Genomic DNA, 21,339 nt, shown 5'->3' with positions numbered 1-21,339 from the left:
TCAGATCTGCCCCTGGCCGGTCACCTGTGCCCGAGAGCGGATGGATTCCACGATGCGGCTGACGGCGTCATCCACCGGCACGCCGTTCTCCTGCGTGCCGTCGCGGAAGCGGAAGCTCACCGAGCGATTGGAGCGGTCTTCCTCGCCGACGATGAGCTGGAACGGCACCTTCGCCTTGGTGTGCGTGCGAATCTTCTTCTGCATCCGGTCGTCGGAGTTGTCCACCTCGGCGCGCACGCCGGCCGCCTTCAGCCGGGCGATGATCTCGTCCAGGTACGGGCCGTACTGCTCGGCCACCGGGATGCCGACGACCTGCACCGGGGACAGCCAGACCGGGAACGCCCCGGCGTAGTGCTCGGTGAGCACGGCGAAGAAGCGTTCGATCGACCCGAACAGGGCGCGGTGGATCATGACCGGCCGCTGGCGAGTGCCGTCGGAGGCCGTGTATTCGAGGTCGAAGCGCTCCGGCAGGTTGAAGTCCAGCTGGATCGTGGACATCTGCCAGGTGCGGCCGATCGCGTCGCGAGCCTGCACCGAGATCTTCGGGCCGTAGAACGCGGCTCCACCCGGGTCGGAGACGAGTTCGAGACCGGATGCCTCGGCGACCTCGGCGAGGGTCTGCGTCGCCTCGTCCCATGCCTCGTCGCTGCCGACGAACTTCTTCGGGTCCTTGGTGGAGAGCTCGAGGTAGTAGTCCTCGAGACCGTAGTCGGCGAGCAGCTGCAGCACGAAGTTGAGCGTGTTGGTCAGCTCCTCCTTCATGTTCTCGCGGGTCGTGTAAATGTGCGCGTCGTCCTGCGTCATGCCGCGCACCCGGGTGAGGCCGTGCACCACGCCCGACTTCTCGTAGCGGTAGACCGAGCCGAATTCGAACAGGCGCATCGGCAGGTCGCGGTAGCTGCGGCCGCTCGAGCGGAAGATCAGGTTGTGGAACGGGCAGTTCATCGGCTTGAGGTAGTAGTCGACGCCCTGGCGGGTGACGTGGCCGTCGGCGTCGCGCTCCTCGTCGAGGTGCATCGGCGGGAACATCCCGTCGGCGTACCAGTCGAGGTGGCCGGACGTCTCGAACAGGTTCGACTTGGTGATGTGCGGTGAGTAGACGAAGTCGTAGCCGGCCTCGGTGTGGCGCTTGCGGGAGTAGTTCTCCATCTCCTGGCGGATGATGCCGCCGCGGGGGTGGAAGACGGGCAGGCCGGAGCCGATCTCCTCGGGGAAGCTGAACAGGTCCAGCTCGGCGCCGAGCTTGCGGTGGTCGCGCTTGGCGGCCTCTTCCTGGCGGGCCTGGTACGCGCGGAGTTCGTCCTTGCTGGGCCAGGCGGTGCCGTAGATGCGCTGCAGCTGCGGGTTCTTCTCCGAGCCGCGCCAGTACGCCGCGGCCAGGCGGGTGAGCGAGTAGCCGTTGCCGATCATGCGGGTGTTGGGCAGGTGCGGGCCGCGGCAGAGGTCCTTCCAGACCGTCTCCCCCGTCTTCGGGTCGACATTGTCGTAGATGGTGAGCTCGGCGCCGCCGACCTCGACCGACTCGTTGTCGCCGCCCTGGGCCGTGGCACCCTTGATCCCGATCAACTCGAGCTTGTACGGCTCGTCCGCGAGTTCGGCGCGGGCCTCGTCGTCGGTGACGACGCGACGCACGAAGCGCTGCCCGGAGCGGATGATCCGGTCCATGGCCTTCTCGAGCGCCTTGACGTCTTCGGGGGTGAAGGGCTCCGCCACGTCGAAGTCGTAGTAGAAACCGTCGGTGACGGGCGGACCGATGCCGAGCTTCGCCTCCGGGTTGATCGTCTGCACCGCCTGCGCGAGCACGTGTGCCGCCGAGTGGCGGAGGATGTTCAGTCCGTCGGTCGAATCGATGGTGACGGCTTCGACGGCATCCGTCGGCGTCACCGTCGTCGCCAGGTCCCTGAGCTCGCCGTTGACGCGCATTGCGACAACGGACCGGTCGGTGAATAGCTCAAAGCCGTCAACCACGTGTATGACTCCCTAGTTTTGCGAACCCTTCAACTTTAGTGGCGCGCGGGGAGTCTGGCGGCGTCCGCTGCGACCGGGCCTAACTTGCCAGGTCGAGGGGTGCGATCAGCCCGGCTCCCGGACGCTTCCGCAGAAGGTGGCGCACGAGTTCGGGCGAGGCGGCCAGCACCTTGACGCCGCCGGGCCGTCCGGCCGTGACGGAGTCGAAGGCGATCGAAATCGCCTCGAGCCTCATGCCGGTGTCGAGCAGCCTGGACAAGCCCGCGGCGGTCCTTCGGTTGAGGTATCCGACGGGGCGGCCTGCGGCGGCATGCACGGCGATGGCGTTGCCGTCGTGGGCGTTGTCGGGTTCGCGGACGAGTGACACCGGGGATCCGGGCTGCAGCAGGCCTTCGCGCACCGCGGTCTTGCGTGCGTCCACTCCGCCGAGGTCGACGGTCCAGATCCCCATCCGCCGGAGGTGATGGTTGCCGACGGCAACGAGCTTTCCGGTGGTGGGTTCGGTCAGCCGCAATTCGCCGGTGTGCATCTGCAGGTACAGGGTCGGCAAACCATCGCCGTCCGTGACGAGGAGTTCCTCCCAGTCTTCACTCGGCAGGTAGTGCGAAACGCCGGGCGTGCCCACCGGGGCGACGCGGTCATCCGGGGGCGCGGGCGCGGGTTCGATGCTCCGGTTCGGCGCCGATGTTGCCGTGGGCGCGCTCCTGGACCGTTTCGGAAGGGACAGTTTCGGAAGTCGGAACATACCGGTGGCGCGACGAGCGGCATCGAGCAAGTAGTCCATCTGTGAACCTCCTCCTCGAGAATGGCGCAGGGCCCGATCGGGGCGGTATCCCCAGTACGGTTGACACGGATTCCGTCGATCCTGGCCCATGAGGGGTCGCAAATCGACCTTCCCCGGCCAAACGAAGGTCGATTTGCGACCCCTCACGCGTGGCGCATTTCGCAGAATCCCTATCGCTCGTGGGGTGCGCTGGACTACGTTGTGCGAATGATTACTCAGACCTGCCCCGAATGCGGTTCCGGCGATGTCATCTTCGGAGCGTTGTCACATCGGGAATTCGGGTCGATGCAGTGGACGGATGCCTGCACAAACGACTCGTGCGACTGGGAACACACCGGCATCGAGGTGTAGCGGCATCGAGGTTTAGCGTCGTCGAGGTTTAGCGACCCGGACCAGCTGGCAACAAAAAAACCCCCGAGTTATCGGGGGTTTTGCTGTGGGCGATACTGGGATCGAACCAGTGACCTCTTCCGTGTCAGGGAAGCGCGCTACCGCTGCGCCAATCGCCCATTTCTCTGGAATATCTTCCACAGAATGGAGGTGGATACGGGATTCGAACCCGTGTATACGGCTTTGCAGGCCGCTGCCTCGCCTCTCGGCCAATCCACCCTGGGTTCACCACCAAAGAGAATCGGCCTTTCGGCCGATTCAATTCGAGCGGATGACGAGATTCGAACTCGCGACCCTCACCTTGGCAAGGTGATGCGCTACCACTGCGCCACATCCGCAACTTGTCGGCATTTCTGCTGACTTGAAGACTCTAGCCGATACTTCGGCCGAGGTCCAAACCGAGCAAACGCGGCGTGTTGCGCCCGTCTCGATGTGGTCCGGCCGCCCCGTCTGGTCTAGTATCGTGAGTCGCGGTTGAACTTGTTTCACCGCACAGTTGGGCGATTGGCGCAGTTGGTAGCGCGCTTCCTTCACACGGAAGAGGTCATCGGTTCGAGTCCGGTATCGCCCACCGAATAAGCCCCGGCCCACCGGGGCTTTTTTGCTGCCCCGAGCCGCCCCGGGACTGGCGGATCCGGACCGATTCGGCGCAGCCGTCAACTAGCCTGAGAGTCTTGCGGAGAACCGCGCGTTGGAGAACCGGGCGCTGCGGAGAACCGCGCAGACGCTTGAGGAGCGATGACGATGAACTCAGCAGCCGGAAGCAGCACCCCACTCGAAGAGCTCTATATGGACCTGCATCAGAACCCGGAACTCTCGTTCTCCGAGCACCGGACTTCGGCACTCATCGCCGAACGCCTGCTCGCGCTCGGACTCGATGTGACGACCGGGATCGGCGGCACCGGAGTGGTCGGTGTGCTGACGACCGGTGAGGGTCCCGTCGTCATGCTGCGGGCCGACATGGACGCCTTGCCGGTGAAGGAAGACACCGGGTTGCCGTACGCGAGCACCGCGCGCGGCATCGACGGCAACGGCACTGACGTGCCCGTCATGCATGCCTGCGGGCACGATATCCACATGGCCGCCCTCCTGGGGGCGCTCGAGCAGCTGGTCGCCACGCGAAGCCAGTGGTCCGGAACCCTCATCGCCCTCTTCCAGCCGGCAGAGGAGAACGGGGGCGGCGCGCAGGTCATGGTCGACGACGGCCTGTACACGAAGATTCCCCTGCCGGATGTCGTTCTCGGCCAGCACGTCTTCCCCTTCCCCGCGGGGAAGCTCGGCGCTCACCCCGGCCCGGCGATGGCCGCGGTGGACAGTCTCAACGTCAGGATGTTCGGCCGAGGGGGCCACGGCTCGGAGCCCGAGACCACCATTGACCCTGTGGTCATGGCCGCTGCGACGGTCATGCGCCTGCAGGGGGTCGTGGCCCGCGAGGTGGGCGCGCAGGAGGTGGCAGTTGTCTCGATCGGCAGCCTGCATGTCGGCGCCACGAGCAACATCATCTCGGACGAGGCTCGACTGGGGATCAGCATCCGCAGTTTCGATGAGGGCGTGCGGGCCCGGGTGATTGACGCCGTCGAACGAATCGTCACGGCCGAAGCGATGGCATCCGGCGCCACGACGCCGCCTGAATTCAGCTACGCCGAGCGGTATCCGGTCACGGTGAATGATCCCATCGCCTCCGAACGCACGATGGCGGCGTTCCGGGCGGCCTTCGGCGAGGCACGCATGTTCGATCCGGGGGCGCTCACCGGCAGCGAAGACGTGGGAAACCTGGCATCGGCTGCCGGCGCACCCCTCGTCTATTGGATGCTCGGCGGGTCCGATCCCGAGGAATACGCGGCGGCTGAGTCGGCGGGGACCATCCGCAGTGACATCCCGACCAACCATTCGCCGCACTACGCGCCCGTGATGCAACCGACACTCGCGACCGGCGTTGAGGCGCTCGTTGTCGCAGCACGAGAATGGCTGGGCCGCGCGGCCCGGTGACCGTGCGCGGCGCACGCGCCACTGACCTGATTGACCTGATCTGGTTCAGCGCACCTGATTCACGCCCGCGTCTGCCCTGCCGGCACTGGTGCACCCCCGCGCTCGGGACGATGATGTCCGCATGCCCCGCGCACCTGGGCGCGGGGCCCCACTTGGGAGGTGCAGGGCCGTGGTCGTGTTTTCTGACAGGGTGGCTGCCGGCAGGCAGCTGGCGGCACGACTGGAATACCTGCGCGGCGAGGATGTGGTCGTGCTGGGCCTCCCCCGCGGCGGCGTTCCCGTGGCGTTCGAAGTCGCCGAGGCCCTGAACGCCCCCCTCGACGTCATCGTCGTGCGCAAACTCGGCGTCCCCTTCCAGCCCGAGCTCGCCATGGGGGCCATCGGCGAGGGCGGAGCCCGGGTTCTTAACGACCGCGTGCTGCGGCAGATCCCGGTCACCGAACAGGAAATGCGTGCGGTGGAGGAACGCGAACGGGCGCTGCTGAACAGCCGCGTGGCGAGTTTTCGCGGCACACGCGAGCGCATCGCCCTGACCGGTCGCACCGCGGTCATCGTCGACGACGGCATTGCGACGGGGGCCACGGCGCGGGTCGCCTGCGAAGTCGCACGCCACCTCGGCGCCGCGAAGGTCGTCCTGGCGGTGCCGGTGGCGCCTGCGGACACCATCCGCACGTTCCCCGAGGCCGACGAAATCGTATGCATTTCGACGCCGGAATTCTTCGGCGCGGTGGGCGCCTTCTATCGCGACTTCTCGGCCACCGGCGACGATGAGGTCGTCTCCCTGCTCGAGGCCGCAGACCAGCGGATGCGCCGCACCCGGACCGACGCGCCCGACTTCGACGGCGACGTGCAGATCCCGCTCGGCGCCTTCGCCCTGGAGGGCCACCTCCACCTCCCCGAGCCCGCGACGGGCGTGGTGCTGTTCGCCCACGGCAGCGGCAGCAGCCGGCACAGTCCCCGAAACCGGTTCGTCGCCGAGGTGCTGCAGCAGGCCGGTCTGGGCACGCTGTTGCTCGACCTGCTCACGCCCGACGAGGAACTGGACCGGGCGAACGTGTTCGACATCGAACTGCTCGCACACCGGCTCGCCGCGGCGACACGGTGGCTGAAGAGCCGGCCGGATGCCGCGTCGTGCCGCATCGGCTACTTCGGGGCAAGCACGGGCGCCGGCGCCGCACTCTGGGCCGCAGCCGACGAGGGCGCCGAGATCTCGGCGGTCGTCTCGCGCGGCGGGAGGCCGGACCTCGCCGCGCCTCGGCTGGCCCAGGTGCAGGCTCCCACCCTGCTGATCGTCGGGAGTTTCGATCACACGGTCCTCGAACTCAACCGCTGGGCCCAGGCCCAGCTCACCTGCCCGAACGAACTGGAGGTCGTCGAGGGCGCCACCCACCTGTTCGAAGAGCCTGGTACCCTCAGCCAGGCTGCCTCCCTCGCCCGCGACTGGTTCGTGCGGCGCCTCCTGCCCGGCGACGAGCCGACATGACGCTCGGCGCGCATCCGGGTGAGTCCGATGCGGCCCGGGAGATTCGGTCCCTGGCCCGCCCGCTCGCCGGAACCGACGACCTCGACCCGCTGGTCGAGCGGATCGGCGGCGCGCGCTTCGTCGGCATCGGCGAGGCCTCGCACGGCACGCACGAGTACTACCGGTGGCGATGCCGCCTGGCCCGGCGGCTGATCGAGGAGCACGGTTTCACCTGGATCGGTGTCGAAGGCGACTGGCCCGACTGCTGGCGGATCAACCGCTGGGTGCGTGGACAGGACGACCGGGACCAGGACGCGGACGGGCTGCTGTCCCGCTTCGAGCGCTGGCCGACCTGGCTGTGGGCCAATCAGGACGTCGCCGAATTCCTCACCTGGCTGCGCGGATGGAACGCCACCAGGCCTCCCGCGGAGGCCGTCGGTTTCTACGGGCTCGACGTGTACTCGCTCTGGGACTCGCTGAGCGAGATCATCTCGTGGCTGGAGGTGCACGAACCCGACGCGGTGCACACCGCCCGGCTGGCCTGGCGCTGTTTCATGCCCTACCGGCACAACCCGCACAACTACGCCTGGAGCACCCGCCTGGTGCCCGAGTCGTGCGAGCCCGACGTCGTCGCCCTCCTCGCCGAGGTGCGGCAGCGCACCCGGCACGGCGACGAGGACGCCTTCGCCGCGGCGCAGAACGCCGAGGTCGCCGCCAACGCCGAACGCTATTACCGGGTCATGATTCGCGGTGACCACGAATCGTGGAACGTCCGGGAGATCCACATGGCGGACACCATCGACCGGCTGGCCGAGCACCACGGGCCGCGATCGAAGGGCATGATCTGGGAGCACAACACGCACGTCGGCGATGCCAGGGCCACCGACATGACCCGCGACGGCCTCGTCAACGTCGGCCAGCTCCTGCGCGAACGCCACGCCGACGAGGGGGTGGCGCTGGTGGGCTTCGCCTCGCACCGGGGCTCGGTACTCGCAGCCGGCGCGTGGGGCTCGCCGGAACAGGTGCTGACGGTTCCGGATGCCGGCCCGTCCAGCCACGAGGGCCTCCTGCACAACGTGCTCGGCACGGATGCCCTGCTCCTGTTCCCCGACGCCCGCGCCGGCCCCTGGCTCGGCGCGTGGCTGCCCCACCGGGCCATCGGCGTCGTCTACCAGCCCGGCCGCGAGGCCGGAAACTACGTGCCGACCCGGATGGGCGGCCGCTACGACGCGCTGATCTGGCTCGAGGAGACCACCGCGCTGGTTCCCCTGCACCATGAACCGCGTCCGGAAGAGCCCGAGTACGAAACGGAACCCACCGGATTCTAGGAGGCACGGGATGCTGATCGCCCTCGTCGGGGATGTCATGCTCGGGCGACTGGTCAATGACGCCCTGGCAGACGCCGAGTTCACCGGCGTCGGGCCCGCGTACCCCTGGGGCTCCACCCTTCCCCTGCTCGCAAGTGCGGACATCCGGGTCGGCAATCTCGAGTTCGTGCTGTCCGACGACGGCACCGCCTGGCCCGCGAAGGTCTTTCGCTTCCGTTCGGACACCCGGAACGTGGACAGCCTCCGGGCGGCCGGTTTCACCGTCGTCTCGCTGGCCAACAACCACGTGCTCGACTACGGCGCGGATGCCCTGCGCGAGATGCTCGGCACGCTGGACGCGCACGGGATCCTGCACTCGGGCGCCGGGGTCGACCTCGAGCACGCCCGCCGGCCGGCCATCTGCCAGGCGGACACGCTCAGCGTGGGCTTCCTGGCCGTGACCGACAACGAGCCGGGATGGGAAGCCGAGGCGGCGGCACCGGGAGTTCACTACGTGCCGATCGATGTCGACGACGCCCGGGCTCGGGAGCTGCTGGACCTCGTGCGGCACACCCGCAGCCGGGTCGACCTTCTCATCGTCTCCGCCCACTGGGGCGGGAACTGGGGCTTCGACGTGCCCGGCGATCACCGCACGTTCGCGCATGCCCTGATCGACGCAGGCGCGGGCGTCGTGTACGGGCATTCGCCGCACATCGTTCGCGGTGTGGAGGTCTACCGGGACCGGCCGATCATCTACAGCGCCGGCGACTTCATCGATGACTATGCCGTCGACGAGTTCGCCCGGAACGACCAGTCCTTCGTCTTCCTGCTGGAGACCGACGCCGGCATCCCGCGGGAGCTGCGCCTGTACCCCACGGTCATCATCGACTTCCAGGCGCGCCTCGCCAGGGGCAGCGCGCGGGCGATCGCCCAGCGGATGCAGACGCTCTGCGGTGAACTCGGAACGCATGCAGCCTGGTCGGATGCCCGAACCTGCCTCGTGATCCCGCTCGGCGGCACGGCCTGACCCGGCCGGGAACCGGCCGGGCCGTGGCCGGATCCCGGGTCAGGACAGGATGTCCTTGGTCACGAACCGGCCGTAGGCGAGGGCACCGAAGACCGCCGCGTAGCCGGCCTGCAGCAGGGCGTTGTCGCCGAACGAGGTCCAGGCGATCGGCTGGCGCAGCAGGTCGGCGAAGTCGAGCCAGTAGTGGCTGAACAGCCAGGGGTGCAGCCACTGGAGCTGGGGCAGGGCGCCGAGCACCTGGGCCACGACCGACAGCACGATTGTGGCGGCCATGGCGCCCACCGGCACGACGGTCAGGGTGGAGATGAACAGCCCGATGGCCGAGAGTCCGAGCAGGGACACGGTGACGTAGCCGGCTACCAGGAGCGATCTCAGGATGCTCTCGCCCACGCTGATCGTGTCGCCGGAGAGCAGGGTGACGGGCCCGACCGGGAAGAGCGCGGCGCCGATGGCCGCCCCCGAGGCGACGACCGTCAGGGTGGCGGCGAGGCAGAAGGCGGCGGCTCCCGCGAACTTGACGAGCAGCAGCCGCACGCGTCCGGCGGGGACCACGAGCAGATACCGCAGGGTGCCGAGGTTCGCCTCGCCGGCGATGGTGTCGCCGGCGACGACCCCGACGGTCAACGGCAGGAACAGCGGGATGCAGACCACGAGCGCGGTGATGCCCACGAAGAGCCCGTTCTGGGTGACCCGGTCGAGGAACGGCGGCCCCCTCCCCGGCTCCGGCGGCGACGATGACAACCGCACCGCCACGGCGATCAGCACCGGGACTGCCGCCAGCGCGAGCAGCATCGCCCAGGTCCGCCGGCGTCGGAACAACACGGCCAGCTCGGAGGCGAACAGCGCCCAGCCGATGGTCGGACGGGCGCGACGGATGCCCCCACTCACATCACTCGGCCCGCTCACCACACTGGGTCTCTCACTGGGTCTCTCACTGGGCAATGTCGAACCCCTCCCCCGTCAGCGCGACGAAGCGGTCCTCGAGGCTGGCCCGGTCGACCGTGAAGCCCCGCACCCGCACGCCGCCGGCGACCAGGGCCGCGACGATCGCCTCGGCCGGCCGGCTGTCCGGCGCGAGCGGCGCGCTGACCACCCCGTCGTCGTGGCTGTCGTCGTTGCCGTCGCCGCCGGCCCGCCCGGGCGGTTCCGTCTGCTCCGGCGCGAGCCCGAGCGCGGCGAGCACGCGGAGCGCGGCGGCGATGTCGGGGGTGCGCACGCGCACGCGCGACTCGCCCGCCCGCCGCAGCTCGTCGAGGGTGCCCTGGGCGACCAGGCTACCGACACTCATCACCGCGATGTGCGAGCAAATCTGCTCCACCTCCGCGAGCAGGTGGCTGGACACGAACACCGTCGTGCCCTCGGCCGCGAGCGACCGCACGAGGTTGCGCACCTCGCGGGTGCCCTGCGGGTCGAGCCCGTTGGTCGGCTCGTCCAGCACCAGCAGCTCGCGCGGCATCAGGAGGGCGTTGGCCAGCCCGAGCCGCTGCTTCATCCCGAGCGAATACGCGCCCACCTTCTTGCCGGCCGCGTGGCCGAGGCCGACGCGGTCGAGCGCCTCGCGAACGCGCGCCCGCCGGGTGGCCGAGGGTGCGTACCGGTCGGCCGAGTCGAGGCGGTGCAGGTTCGCCGCGCCGGAGAGGAACGGGTAGAAGCCGGGGCCTTCGACCAGCGCTCCGACGCGCGGCAGAACATCTTTCAGCCGGCCGGGCATCGTCTGGCCGAGCACGCTGACCTGCCCGCTGGTGGCCGCGGCCAGGCCGAGGGCCAGCCGGATCGTGGTGGTCTTCCCGGAGCCGTTCGGCCCGAGGAATCCGAACACCGACCCTCGAGGCACGGCGAGGTCGACGGCGTTGACGGCCGTCTGGTGGCCGAACCGCTTGGTCAGTCCACGGGTCTCGATCGCCAGTTCGACGGCGGGGTTCGGTTGCTCACCCACCGGCGGCTGCCGACTGCAGCCGTTCGACCGGGACCGATCCGACGTACACACGCCCGTCGTCGGTGATGAGAATGTTCAGCAGTGTGGTGGACAGCACCGCTCCCTCGTCCACGGCCTCCGTGGCCTGGGCGAACATAGGCGACTCGGTGAGCTCGGCGGGGGCAGATCCAGCGGGCAGCTCGATCACGGTGTCCCAGCCGCTTCCGCTGACCTCCCCCGGGAAGTCATCGTGGTCACCGTCGGTCTTTCCGTCCTTCGACGGGTGCTCGGGCAGCTCCTTCTCCTTCACTGTGGCACCAGGCGGCGGCTCGAACTCGAAGATGTCGGCATCCGGCGTCTCCAGGCTCAGCTCCGTGAACTCGAGCAGGAACGCCGGCTCGGTCTCGCCCTGGGCCGTGACCTGCACGCGCAGCGGCAGGCCGGTCTCCGAGTCGACCGCGATCGAGACGGATCCGACCAGGGTGTCCTCGGAACTGCGCGGGGTGAGCACGAGGTCGTAGGCCGTGCGTCCGGCCACCTCCGTGTCGTCATCGACGGTCACCTCGGTGGTGGGGTCGACCGCTTCGAGGAACTTCTCGGCCAGTTCAGCCGGCGTCGGTGTGTCGCCCGGCTTCGGGAAGTCTCCCTTGTCGTGCGGCGGGACGGCCACATGGGTGGCCGTGTTCTCCTTGGAATCCCAGAGCCACACGTCGTAGCCGTTGATGATCAGATCGCGCTCGGCCATCCGGTCCATCACCTGCACGCGTTTCTTGTCGTGGCCGTCGACGTAGACCCTCGCCGTGTGGTCTCCGGTGAGCAGCTCGAGCGCGGAGGCCGCCTCGTCGCCCCCTGCTGATCCGCCCGCTGATCCGCCCGCTGAGAGGTCGGGCAGGCCCAAATTGGAGGTCTGTTCGATCGTGCCGGAGAGCGAGTCCTTCGTGCTGTCGCCGATCAGCTCCAGGACTTCCTGCGGGGTCTTGTCGGGCAGGTCGACGGACGCGCCCGCCTGGAGCGGAACGGCCAGCGCGCCGGCAGTGATCACGGCGGTGACGACCGCGGCCGGAACCCAGCGGAGATACACGCGGGTCATGACATCCCCCCTCGACGAAAGCTACACATGCACACAGATTACGCCTGCCGCTCGCGGATGTGACCCCTTTTCCTGCCGACTCTCAGCGTGAGGCGCAGGTCAGGCCACCACGCCGAACCGCGTGGTCACGCCCGGTGAGTAGAGCACGGATTCCGGTGGCCGCGAGGCCAGGCCGGGGAAGCCGGCGGCGGCGAGCAGGGTGTCGTCAAGGCTGACCAGGTCGGCTGTGTAGAGCACCCACGGTTCGTGGTGATTGCGGAGACGGATCGTGCGCCCGCCCACTCGCGTGAAGAGCGCCCAGCGTGCGGTGAGGAAGTCGGCCAGGAGGTCTCCCTCGACGCGCGCATCCCGCGGGCGAACGACGATGTCGGAGTGCAGCGATCCGGCCAGGTGCCTGCGCGCGGCGTAGTGGTACTCCCCCGCAGAGATTTCAACGCTCGTTCGGGACCACCGGTACGGCAGCGAGAACAGCGCCCGTGCCGCGAGGACTGCGGCGAGGCGGGAGGCCTCGAGTGAGACGAAAACGACCCCGCGCCGACCCAGCGCATCGACTGCATAGAGCCGCACATTTACCTCGACGAAGGAACCGAAGTAGGGCACGGGCGGGCTGCCGAACACCGTGGCCCGGTCCAGCACGAAAGGAATCAGGCCGACCCAGCTCGTGCCCTCGAATTCGTCGGGGCGCAGGCCGGCCGGCAGCAGCGGGGCCACGGCCGCCGCGTCCACGCGCCAGTGCAGGAACGCGACGTGGGACCAGCGCTGCGTCGCGGATGCCCGTCCGAGGAGCGGCGCGGCGATAGACGAGACGGGTTCAGCGGCGGCATCGGCCATGGTTACTTGCGCAGTCCGATGCTGACGTAATAGACCTGCCCGTCGTCCAGCCTGACGCCAATACCGTAGTAGTTGCCCCCGGCGGGTGTCTTCCAGTTGTAGATGTACTGGGTTCCGTCGACCCGGAATACCAGTCCGGTGTCGGCCGTGATGGCGTAGACGGTCTCGTCGATCGCCATGGTCATCGCCGCGCCCTTGACCGGGGTGAGCCAGACCGGCGCCGTGTTCGAGAGCACCGGGGTTCCGTCCGCCTTGCGCAGCTGGAACTTTGCCGGAATGGTGCTGCCGCCCTTGAATACGCTGGTCGTGAGACCGACCTGGTGCGCGGTGTCGTTGATCGGCTGCAGGAACCCGTCGAAGCGGTAGATCACCTGGTAGGTCCCGGTCGTCGTCACGGTATTGCCGGCGGCGTCGGTGGCAGTGGCGGTCCAGATGAACGTGCCGACACCGTTCGGGCGTCCGCCGGTCACCGTCACCGTGCAGGTTCCGGCGAGACCGGAGACCGCATCGGTGGCCGTGCAGGTCGCGGCAGGGGCCGCGCCGAGCAGGTAGAACCCGCTGGCCACGTTGACGTTGGTGATGGTCGGCGCGGAGGAGTCGATCCTGATTCCTGACAGCGTGGCGGCGGCTGTGTTGCCCGCGTTGTCGGCCACCGTACGGGTGACCGTGTTGGTCCCGTTGTCGGTCAGCGTCACGTCGGCCGGGCAGGCGGCGATGCCGGAGAGGGCGTCGGCGCAGGCGAACCGCACCGTGACCGGCCCGGTGTACCAGCCCTGGCTGCCGCTGACGATCGCGGCAGTGATGGTCGGCGCCGTCTTGTCCAGTTTCACCGTGGCCGAATCTCTGCCGATGTTCCCGGCGGTGTCGGTGGCCTGGCCCTGGATGGTGAGCCCGGTCACGAGAGTCTCGGTGCCGACGGTCACCGGGGCGGTCACAGACCCTGCCACGAGGCCGGAGCCGGCGTCGTCGTCCCGGGCCGAGAACGTGACCGTGACGTCGCTCTTGTTCCAGTCGTTGCCGTTCGGCAGCGGCGAGAGCAGATGGGAAACCGTCGGGGCGATGTTGTCCCATTTGAGGGCGACCCCGCCCGCTGTCTCCCGGTTGCCGGCGTTGTCGACGGCCCAGAAGGCCACGTTGCCGGAACCACTGCCGGTCAGTGGAACGTTGACCGTCACGCTCGACCCGGCCGCGACCTGGGGCGCACCAGCATCAATCGTGTAGTGAATCTCCCTGACCCCGGACAGTCCGGCCTGGTCTACCGCGCTGAGCACCACGGCCGCGGTGGGGCCGGTGCAGTAGTCGTTGGTCTTGACGCACCGGTTGTCGGCCGTGGTGCTCGGGGCCGCGCCATCGATGTTGATGCCACCGACGGTCAGGACGGCACTCTCGTTGCCCGCGTTATCGGTGGCCGGGTCGCTGGTGACGCTCTGGTTCGCGCCGTTGCCGCTGACTACCCGGCTCGTCGGGCACAGGGCCATCCCGGACAGGGTGTCCGTGCAGGCGTAGCCAACGGTGACCTGGCCCTGGTACCAGCCGGCGGCATTGGGCTGGGTGGTCGCCCGGCCCTCGAGCACCGGTGCGGTGCGGTCGATCCGGATGCCCGTCACCATCGCGTGCTTCTCGTTCCCGGCGCGGTCGGCCACGTCCGCCGAGGAGCCGAGGTCCGCTCCCTCACCGGTGATCAGGCCGTCCGCCGGCTGGTGCGCGATTCCGGACAGGCCGTCGATGCCGGTCCAGTCGATCGTCACGTCGCCGCGGTACCAGCCGGCGGCGTTCGGGCCGGTCGTGGGGGTGCCGGAGAGGGTCGGCACGGTCTTGTCGACGCTGATCGGACCGACCGTGGCCGAGTTCGTGTTGCCGGCGACATCGGCCGTCGTGCCGGAAACCAGCTGGCCGGCCCCCTCGTTGGTGACTTTGGTATTCGGCCCGCAGCCGGCGATGCCGGAGTCGGCGTCGTCGCAGAGGAAGGTCACGTCCACGTCGGTGTTGTTCCAGCCGAAGCCGTTGGCGACTGGGCTGGCCGCGCCGGCGATCGTCGGCTTCACGGTGTCCACGCTCACGGACAGGTCGCGCTTCGCCTCGGTGTTGCCGGCGTGGTCGACGCTCCAGTAGGTGATCGTGTGACGGCCGGTGGCCAGGTCGGTCAGCAGGGGCTGGCCGTAGGTGACGGCGGGGCCGTCGTCGATCGTGAAGTAAGTTGCGGCAATGCCGGACCCGTCGTCGGTCGCCGAGAGCTCGATGGGGACGGCGCCGGTCAGGAACCAGCCGGACGCGGGGGCATCCGGGTTGATCACTGTCGTCACGGGAGCGACGCGGTCCACCTGGAAGGTGAGCGTGTTCACGCCCTCAACGTTGCCGGCGAGGTCGGTGCTCCAGAACGTCACGGTGTGCGTGCCCTGGCTGCCGACGGAGAGCGGGGCGGTGTACTTCGCCGCGTCCTGGCCGTCGAGGCTGTAGAACGTCGTGTCGATTCCAGACACCGTGTCCGTCCCCACGAGGGTCACCGACGCGAGGCCGGTGTACCAGCCGTGGGCGTTGGTGCCGGACACGTGGGCGCTCGTGCTCGGCATTTCCTGGTCGACGCGGATGCCGGCCACGGTGTCGTCGGCGGTGTTGCCGGCCGTGTCAGTGGCGATGCCGCTCGTCGAGTTGGAACCATTGTCGGTCAGCGTCACGTCGTCGGGGCAGGAAGCGACGCCGGAAAGGGCGTCGGAGCAGTCGAAGTGCACCGACACCGGGCCCAGGTACCAGCCGTTGGTGCCGGCGGTCCCGGAGGCGATCCCGCCGATGATGCCCGGATCGGTCTTGTCCAGCCGAACGGTGACCGAGTCGGTGCCGACGTTGCCGGCGGTGTCCTCCGCTGAGCCGGTGACGAGAAGCCCCGCCTGCGGGGTCTCGGCGTCGACGGTCACCGGGGCCGTGACGCTCGCCACGCCGGATCCGAGATCGTCGTCGGTGGCCTCAAAGGTCACCGTGACGTCGCTCCGGTTCCAGGCGCTTGCGTTGGGCGCGGGCGAGAGGGTGTGGGAAACCGTCGGGGCGATGTTGTCCCACTTGAGGTCGACGGTGTTCACGCTCTCCGCGTTGCCGGCGTTGTCGACCGCCCAGTAACTCACGGTGCCCGATCCGCTGCCGCTGAGGGGAACGGTGACCGTCGCGGTCGACCCGGCGGCCACCTGCACGGCTGCGTTGCCGATCGCGTAGCGGATTTCCCGGACGCCGGACAGCCCGGCCTGGTCTTCGGCTTCAAGCACGACCGTGGCCGTCTGGCCCTTGCACCAGCCGTTCACCGCCGTGCACTGGTTGTCGGCCGTGCTGCTCGGGGCGGAGGCGTCGATGTTGATGTCGCCGACGGTCAGGCCGGCGCTCTCGTTGCCCGCGTTGTCGGTGGCCGGGCCGCTGGTGACGTTCTGGTGGGGGCCGTTGCCGCTGACCAGTTCGCTGGTGGGGCACACCGCGACCCCGGACAGCAGGTCGCTGCAGGTGAAGTCGACGGTGACCTGGCCCCGGTACCAGCCGGCGGCATTGGGGTCGGTGGTCGCCTGTCCCTCGATGACCGGGGCGGTGCGGTCGATCCTGACGCCGCTCACCGTTGCGGTCGTCTCGTTCCCGGCACGGTCGGACACCGTCGCGGAGGCTCCGAGGCCGGCGCCCTCGCCGGTGATGAGGCTGGCTGCCGGCTGGTCCTCGATGCCGGACAGAAGGTCGGCTCCGGTCCAGTCGATGGTCACGTCGCCCCGGTACCAGCCGGCACCGTTGGCGGCGGTCGTGGCCGCACCGGAGAGCGTCGGCGCGGTCTTGTCGATGCTGATCGGGCCGACCGTGGCCGAGTTGGTGTTGCCGGCGACATCCGCCGTGACGCCCTCCGCGACCTGGTCCGCGCCCTCGGCGTCGAGGGTGACGTCGGGGCCGCAGTCGACGGCCGGGTTGATGCCGGAGACGGTATCCGTGCAGGTGAACGTGACGTTCACATCGGTGTTGTTCCAGCCGAAGCCGTTGGCGGCCGGGGAGGCCTCGCCGGTGATCGTCGGGCGGACCGTGTCGACCCAGACGGTCGTCGACCGGACAGTCTCGGCGTTGCCCGCGACGTCCACGCTCCAGTAGGCGATCGAGTGAGAGCCGACCGACAGTACGGCCTCAAACTCGTCGCCGCCGTAGGTGTAGGTGGGTCCGTTGTCGATGGAATACTGCGTCGCGGCGACGCCGGAGTGGTCGTCCGTCGCGGAGAAGGCGACCGGGATGCCGCTCGTCACGAACCAGCCGCTGGCCGGCGAGATCGGGTTGATCACCGTTGTGACCGGAGGCGCGACGTCGATACGGAGCGTGATCTCGCCGGTCGCCGCCTCGAGGTTGCCCGCAACATCCGTGCTCCAGAAGGCAATGGTGTGGGTTCCCGCTGTAGTGAACGTGAAGGGGGCGCCGTAGCCCTGCGTTGCTCCGCCATCGACGCTGTAGAAGGTGTCGTCAATGCCGGAGAGGGAGTCCTGACCGGCCAGGCTGACCAGGACGCCTGCGGTGTACCAGCCGCTGGCCGGGGCGACCGGGACGCTGGCGCTGGTCGTCGGGGCGGAACGGTCGATGGCGATCCCGTTCACGGTCTTCGTGGCCGTGTTGCCGGCCACATCGGTGCAGGAGCGGGTGGAGACCAGATCGTTCCCCTCGCCGTCCACCACGTCATCGGTGGGCGGAGTCGCGACCCCGGAGAGAGCGTCGGTGCAGGTCCAGTCGACGGCCACGTCGTCGGTGTGCCAGCCGCCGGGGAAGGATGCCGTGAGGACGGGCGCGGTCTTGTCGACGTGGATACCGGTGATCTCGGCGCTCGCGCTGTTGCCGGCGGCGTCGGTGGCCGTGCCGGAGGCCGACTGGTTCTCACCCTCGCCCAGGATTCGGGCGGCAGGAGAGCTCGCGATTCCGGAGAGGGCGTCTGCGGCTTCGAAGGAGACCGTGACGTCGTCGCGGTACCAGCCCGCGCCGTTCGGAGCGCGGTCGGCGCCTGCGGAAATCGTCGGCTGGGTCTTGTCGATGCTGACGACCGCCGTGTTGCTGGCGGAATTGCCGGCGTTGTCGGTGGCGGTTCCGACGACCTGCTGCGACGCGCCTTCGGTGCTCATCGTGGCCGGTGCGGTGCAGGCGGCGATGCCGGATCCCGAGTCGGTGCAGAGGAAGGTCACCGTGACGTTCGCGTTCGTCCAGGCGCCGTCGCTGTAACCGACCGGGGTGAACGTGTGGCCGATGGTGGGTGCGGTTTTGTCGATCTTGACGTGCGCGGTGCGCGTCTCCTCGACGTTCCCGGCGAGGTCGGTGCTGTGGAAGGTCACGATGTGGTCGCCCTCGGCGGCGAGCGTGAAGCCGGTACCGCTTTGCGCCGGGCCGCCATCGACGGCATACGAGGTGGATGCGACGCCGGAGAGGTTGTCACCCGGGGAGAAGGACACGGTGACGTTTCCGTTGGTCCAGATGTTCGAGGTTCCGCTGATGCCGGTCGTCGGCGGCGTCCGGTCGATCCTGACGGCCGGGCTCGTGGCGTTGCGCGTGTTGCCGGCCAGGTCGCCCACGCTGGCGCCGACGGTGAGTCCCGTTCCCTCGCCCGAGATCGTGCCGGACGCGGGGGCGGCGCCGGCGATGCCGGACAGCGCGTCGGTAGCGGTCCAGTCGATGGAGACGTCTCCGCGGTACCAGCCGGAGACGTTGGGCTGGGTGGTTGGGGCGCCCGTCAGGGACGGCGCCGTCTTGTCGATGTTGATGCCGGTCACGCCCGAGGTGTTGGTGTTGTCGGCGTTGTCGACGGCGGTCCCGGGGACGGACTGGTTCGCGCCCTCGGCGGAGAGGACGACGGACCCGCCGCCGGTGCAGGACTTTATTCCGGAAAGTGTGTCAGCGCAGGTGAATCCGACGGTGACGTTGGTGTTGTTCCAGCCGGCACCGTTGGCCGCCGGGCTGCGGTTGGCGTCGATGGATGGCTGGGTCTTGTCGAGCTTGACGGTGACGGATCCGTTCCCGGCGTTGCCCAGCCGGTCGGCTGCGGTGGCTGTCTTGACGGTGCCGGTGACTGCCGTGTTCGCGTTGACGGAGTCCGTCGAGGGCGTGGGTGCCGATGACATGCCGGAGCCGGCGTCGCTCGCGGACCAGGTGATTCCGACGTTCGCCTTGTTCCAGCCGGCCGCATTGGGTGCCGGGGCAAGGGTACCGGTGACGGTCGGACCGGTGTTGTCGAGTGTGTACGAGCCCTGGGCCGAACTCGACGGGCCGGTGCATTTGCCTTGCGCGTTGACGTTTGGTGAGGCGGCGGCGGTCACCGTTTGGCTTCCGTTTCCCGCACCGGCGGTCGTGGTGAACGTCCAGCTTGTCTTCCCTGTCGCCGACACGTCGCCGGCGGCGAACGCGCCGACGACCTCGACGCATTTCGTGTCGCTGCTCGTGGTGACGGTCAGTGTCAGCGCGCCGCCCTGCCTGGCGTAGAGGACTCCCCCGACCGACACCGTCCCGGTGCCGCCCGAGAAGACAGCACTGTTCGCGGTCGACGCGAACGCTGGCGGGGCGCCCAGCAGCCCGAGCACCAGCGCGAGCGTGGCGATGACGGCGAGCCGGGCACGAGTGCGGCCCCCGGAGAAAAAGCGTGCACGAATGGGGCTGCCGCCTGAAACCTGCATGGGGTCCTCCGGGTATGGCAGGCTTCGGGTCCCTGCCAAGGCCCACAGTCTCTTGGCGGAGTTGTCACCCGGTCAAGGGGGGTCAAACCCCCCATGGAGGGGGTGCCCGTGTCCCCCTTAGGGGGTAGACATCATGCCGGGGTGTGAGATTTGCTCATGCGGCTTCGACGTCGACTGCGACGACCCTCCGGGACCCTCCTGGGCCCAACTGCCCCCTCTACTCCTCGCTGGCCGGGTCGTCGGGCGCGTCGACTTTACGTCGGAGTTCGGCGCTGATGGCGGTGCGGATTATGGTCTCCGATTCGGTCACGTAGGTGTGGCCGGTCGGGGTTGTCCAGGTGAGGGTGCCGGTTCCGTCCTTGGCCTGGCTGACTTTCCAGCCGGCCTCGTGTTTGAGGGCGTGGCTGGCGGGGCAGAGGTGGGCGAGGTTGTTGTGGTCGGTTCGTCCGCCGAATGCCCAGTCGAGGCCGTGGTCGATGTCCGAGCGGCTGGCCGCCCGGCTGCACCCGGGGTGCCGGCAGGTTCCGTCCCGCACCTGAAGCATCGTGCGGAGCGAGGCTGGGATCGTGTACCGGTCCCGGCCCACCGAGAGCACCGCGCCGGTCTCCGGGTGGGTCAGGATCCGCACCGCGCTCGGACACTTCGCCGCCAGCGCCCTGGCCGTGTCGGGATCGATCGGCCCGTACCCGTCGAGGCTGCCGGGCTCCTCGGTGACACCGAGGAGGGTGAGCATCGGGACCGTCACGATCAGGTTCGGCCGCAGCCCGCCCAGGCTGCCGGCCGCCCCGGCCGTCTCCGTGCAGCCGGGCTCCGTGCCGCCGGCCTCCGTGCAACCGGCCTCCGTGCAGCCGGCTTCCGTGCAGCCAGTCTCCGCGCAGCCGGTCTGCAGGAGCAGGTCGCGGAACACGTCCGCCCGCAGCTGGGTGAGCGTGCGCGGCTCGTCCGGCCCCTGCAGGGCGATCGCCCGGTCCGTCACCTGGCCGTAAACGCCGAGAGCGTCCGACGCCGGCAGGTAGGCGCTGAGCCAGCCCATCCCGTCGCGTGCCGGGTCGAACCTGAGCGACCGGTCGGCCACGCTCCGCACATGCCGGGCCGTGATCGACTCCGGATGGATTCTCTCCCGCAGCTTCCTGGTCTTCCTTTCGAACTGCGACGCCGTCAACCGGCCGGCCGACGGCAACGCCTCCTGCTCGAGCTGCTTGGCTGCCTCGGCGGGCAGGCCGGTGATCTCATTGACGAGGATGATTGCCTGCCGGTAGCCGATCCGCCCCGCGGCCAGGGCCGCCAGGGTGTCCGGCAGGTCGTGGACCAGGGCCCGGCTGCTCTCCAGCAGCCCCGAAGCGGTCGACTCCGGGATCCGCAGCGCGCAGGCCAGCTCGGCCACCAGCGACCGGCGGGTCAACGCCGGACTGAACGCACTGCCGTCGAGCTCCCGCTCGCTGCAGACCCGCGCGGCGTCGATCGCGACCACCCGGGCCGCGGCCTGCACCGCCATCGCCCGGTCGATGGCGGTGACCTCGTCGATGAGCGCGCCGAGTTCCTCCAGGTGGACCGCGGCCGCTGTCAGCGGCTGACCCTGGTCGGTGGCGACACCCGGGTCAACGCCCGGGTTCGGGCCGGCCGGGAGTGCCCGACCGGGTGGTCCTTTGATGGTTTTCATACGCCAACGGTACGGCGAACCACCGACATTCCTCCGGCCCGAAACCACCCCTGACCGGCCCTTGTGCATAACTTCCGGCCCGCCCGACCTGTGGAGGACAGGCGCAGGCACGGCGCCACTCGCGCACCCCCGCACGCAGCGAGAGTCGCCGTTCCTGCCGACAATCGCCGTTGCAACGGCGACCCTGGGTAGAAATGGCGACTCTCGGCGGAAACGCCCCGTAAACGCAAAGATCCCGTCAAGGGACCGGACTAATCCGGATCCTT

Annotated in this window: 12 protein-coding genes and 4 tRNA genes; 5 read left to right on the top strand and 11 right to left on the bottom strand. The window is 69.1% G+C overall.

What is annotated here, in order from left to right; all coding sequences use genetic code 11:
- The 5 genes from thrS to E3T33_RS02570 form a co-directional block, all read right to left on the bottom strand.
- Entirely contained in the window at nt 1-1,923 is a 1,923-nt protein-coding gene (gene thrS / locus E3T33_RS02590) for a threonine--tRNA ligase (protein WP_241982808.1), read from the bottom strand.
- A gap of 124 nt (nt 1,924-2,047) precedes the next feature.
- Complete coding sequence (locus tag E3T33_RS15420) at nt 2,048-2,752, bottom strand: HIRAN domain-containing protein (protein WP_198417235.1); 705 nt, start codon at nt 2,750-2,752, stop codon at nt 2,048-2,050.
- 437 nt (nt 2,753-3,189) lie between these two features.
- Nucleotides 3,190-3,261, bottom strand: a tRNA-Val gene (locus tag E3T33_RS02580).
- 26 nt (nt 3,262-3,287) lie between these two features.
- Nucleotides 3,288-3,361 (bottom strand) — tRNA-Cys (locus tag E3T33_RS02575).
- A 47-nt stretch (nt 3,362-3,408) separates the two neighbouring features.
- A tRNA-Gly gene (locus E3T33_RS02570) sits at nt 3,409-3,480 on the bottom strand.
- 160 nt (nt 3,481-3,640) lie between these two features.
- Here E3T33_RS02570 and E3T33_RS02565 point away from each other — a divergent pair.
- From E3T33_RS02565 to E3T33_RS02545, 5 genes are all read left to right on the top strand, one after another.
- Nucleotides 3,641-3,713 (top strand) — tRNA-Val (locus E3T33_RS02565).
- Nucleotides 3,714-3,880: 167 nt separating this feature from the next.
- Entirely contained in the window at nt 3,881-5,131 is a 1,251-nt protein-coding gene (locus tag E3T33_RS02560; protein ID WP_198417234.1) for an amidohydrolase, read from the top strand.
- 169 nt (nt 5,132-5,300) lie between these two features.
- On the top strand, nt 5,301-6,614 hold the full coding sequence (locus E3T33_RS02555; RefSeq protein WP_198417233.1) for a phosphoribosyltransferase: 1,314 nt from the start codon (nt 5,301-5,303) through the stop codon (nt 6,612-6,614).
- Nucleotides 6,611-7,921: an erythromycin esterase family protein gene (locus E3T33_RS02550; RefSeq protein WP_134574669.1), complete on the top strand. Its 1,311-nt coding sequence runs from the start codon at nt 6,611-6,613 to the stop codon at nt 7,919-7,921. The genes E3T33_RS02555 and E3T33_RS02550 overlap by 4 nt, the downstream gene beginning before the upstream one ends.
- A gap of 10 nt (nt 7,922-7,931) precedes the next feature.
- On the top strand, nt 7,932-8,927 hold the full coding sequence (locus E3T33_RS02545) for a CapA family protein (protein ID WP_134574668.1): 996 nt from the start codon (nt 7,932-7,934) through the stop codon (nt 8,925-8,927).
- Between the two features lie 39 nt (nt 8,928-8,966).
- Here the strand turns inward: E3T33_RS02545 and E3T33_RS02540 are convergent, their stop codons facing one another.
- The 6 genes from E3T33_RS02540 to E3T33_RS02515 all read right to left on the bottom strand — a co-directional run bounded on the left by E3T33_RS02540 (nt 8,967) and on the right by E3T33_RS02515 (nt 21,073).
- Nucleotides 8,967-9,833 carry an ABC transporter permease gene (locus tag E3T33_RS02540; protein ID WP_134574667.1) on the bottom strand — a complete coding sequence of 289 codons (867 nt, stop codon included), beginning with the start codon at nt 9,831-9,833 and terminating at the stop codon, nt 8,967-8,969.
- Nucleotides 9,834-9,858: 25 nt separating this feature from the next.
- On the bottom strand, nt 9,859-10,863 hold the full coding sequence (locus tag E3T33_RS02535; RefSeq protein WP_241982801.1) for an ATP-binding cassette domain-containing protein: 1,005 nt from the start codon (nt 10,861-10,863) through the stop codon (nt 9,859-9,861).
- Nucleotides 10,856-11,932 (bottom strand): DUF2092 domain-containing protein, encoded by a 1,077-nt coding sequence (locus E3T33_RS02530; RefSeq protein ID WP_174843266.1) that lies wholly within the window; start codon nt 11,930-11,932, stop codon nt 10,856-10,858. The genes E3T33_RS02535 and E3T33_RS02530 overlap by 8 nt, the downstream gene beginning before the upstream one ends.
- Before the next feature lie 99 nt (nt 11,933-12,031).
- On the bottom strand, nt 12,032-12,763 hold the full coding sequence (locus E3T33_RS02525) for a DUF2071 domain-containing protein (protein ID WP_134574666.1): 732 nt from the start codon (nt 12,761-12,763) through the stop codon (nt 12,032-12,034).
- A 2-nt stretch (nt 12,764-12,765) separates the two neighbouring features.
- Nucleotides 12,766-19,413, bottom strand: coding sequence for a PxKF domain-containing protein (locus E3T33_RS02520; protein WP_134574665.1), 6,648 nt, complete (start codon nt 19,411-19,413; stop codon nt 12,766-12,768).
- Nucleotides 19,414-19,630: 217 nt separating this feature from the next.
- Nucleotides 19,631-21,073 (bottom strand): HNH endonuclease signature motif containing protein, encoded by a 1,443-nt coding sequence (locus tag E3T33_RS02515; protein WP_134574664.1) that lies wholly within the window; start codon nt 21,071-21,073, stop codon nt 19,631-19,633.
- Nucleotides 21,074-21,339: the final 266 nt, after the last annotated feature.

Origin of the sequence: Cryobacterium sp. TMT1-2-1 (assembly GCF_004403955.1) — a bacterium.
Taxonomy (GTDB): domain Bacteria; phylum Actinomycetota; class Actinomycetes; order Actinomycetales; family Microbacteriaceae; genus Cryobacterium; species Cryobacterium psychrotolerans.
Note: the sequence above shows the minus strand (reverse complement) of the source record. Positions and strands in the feature narration are given on the sequence as shown.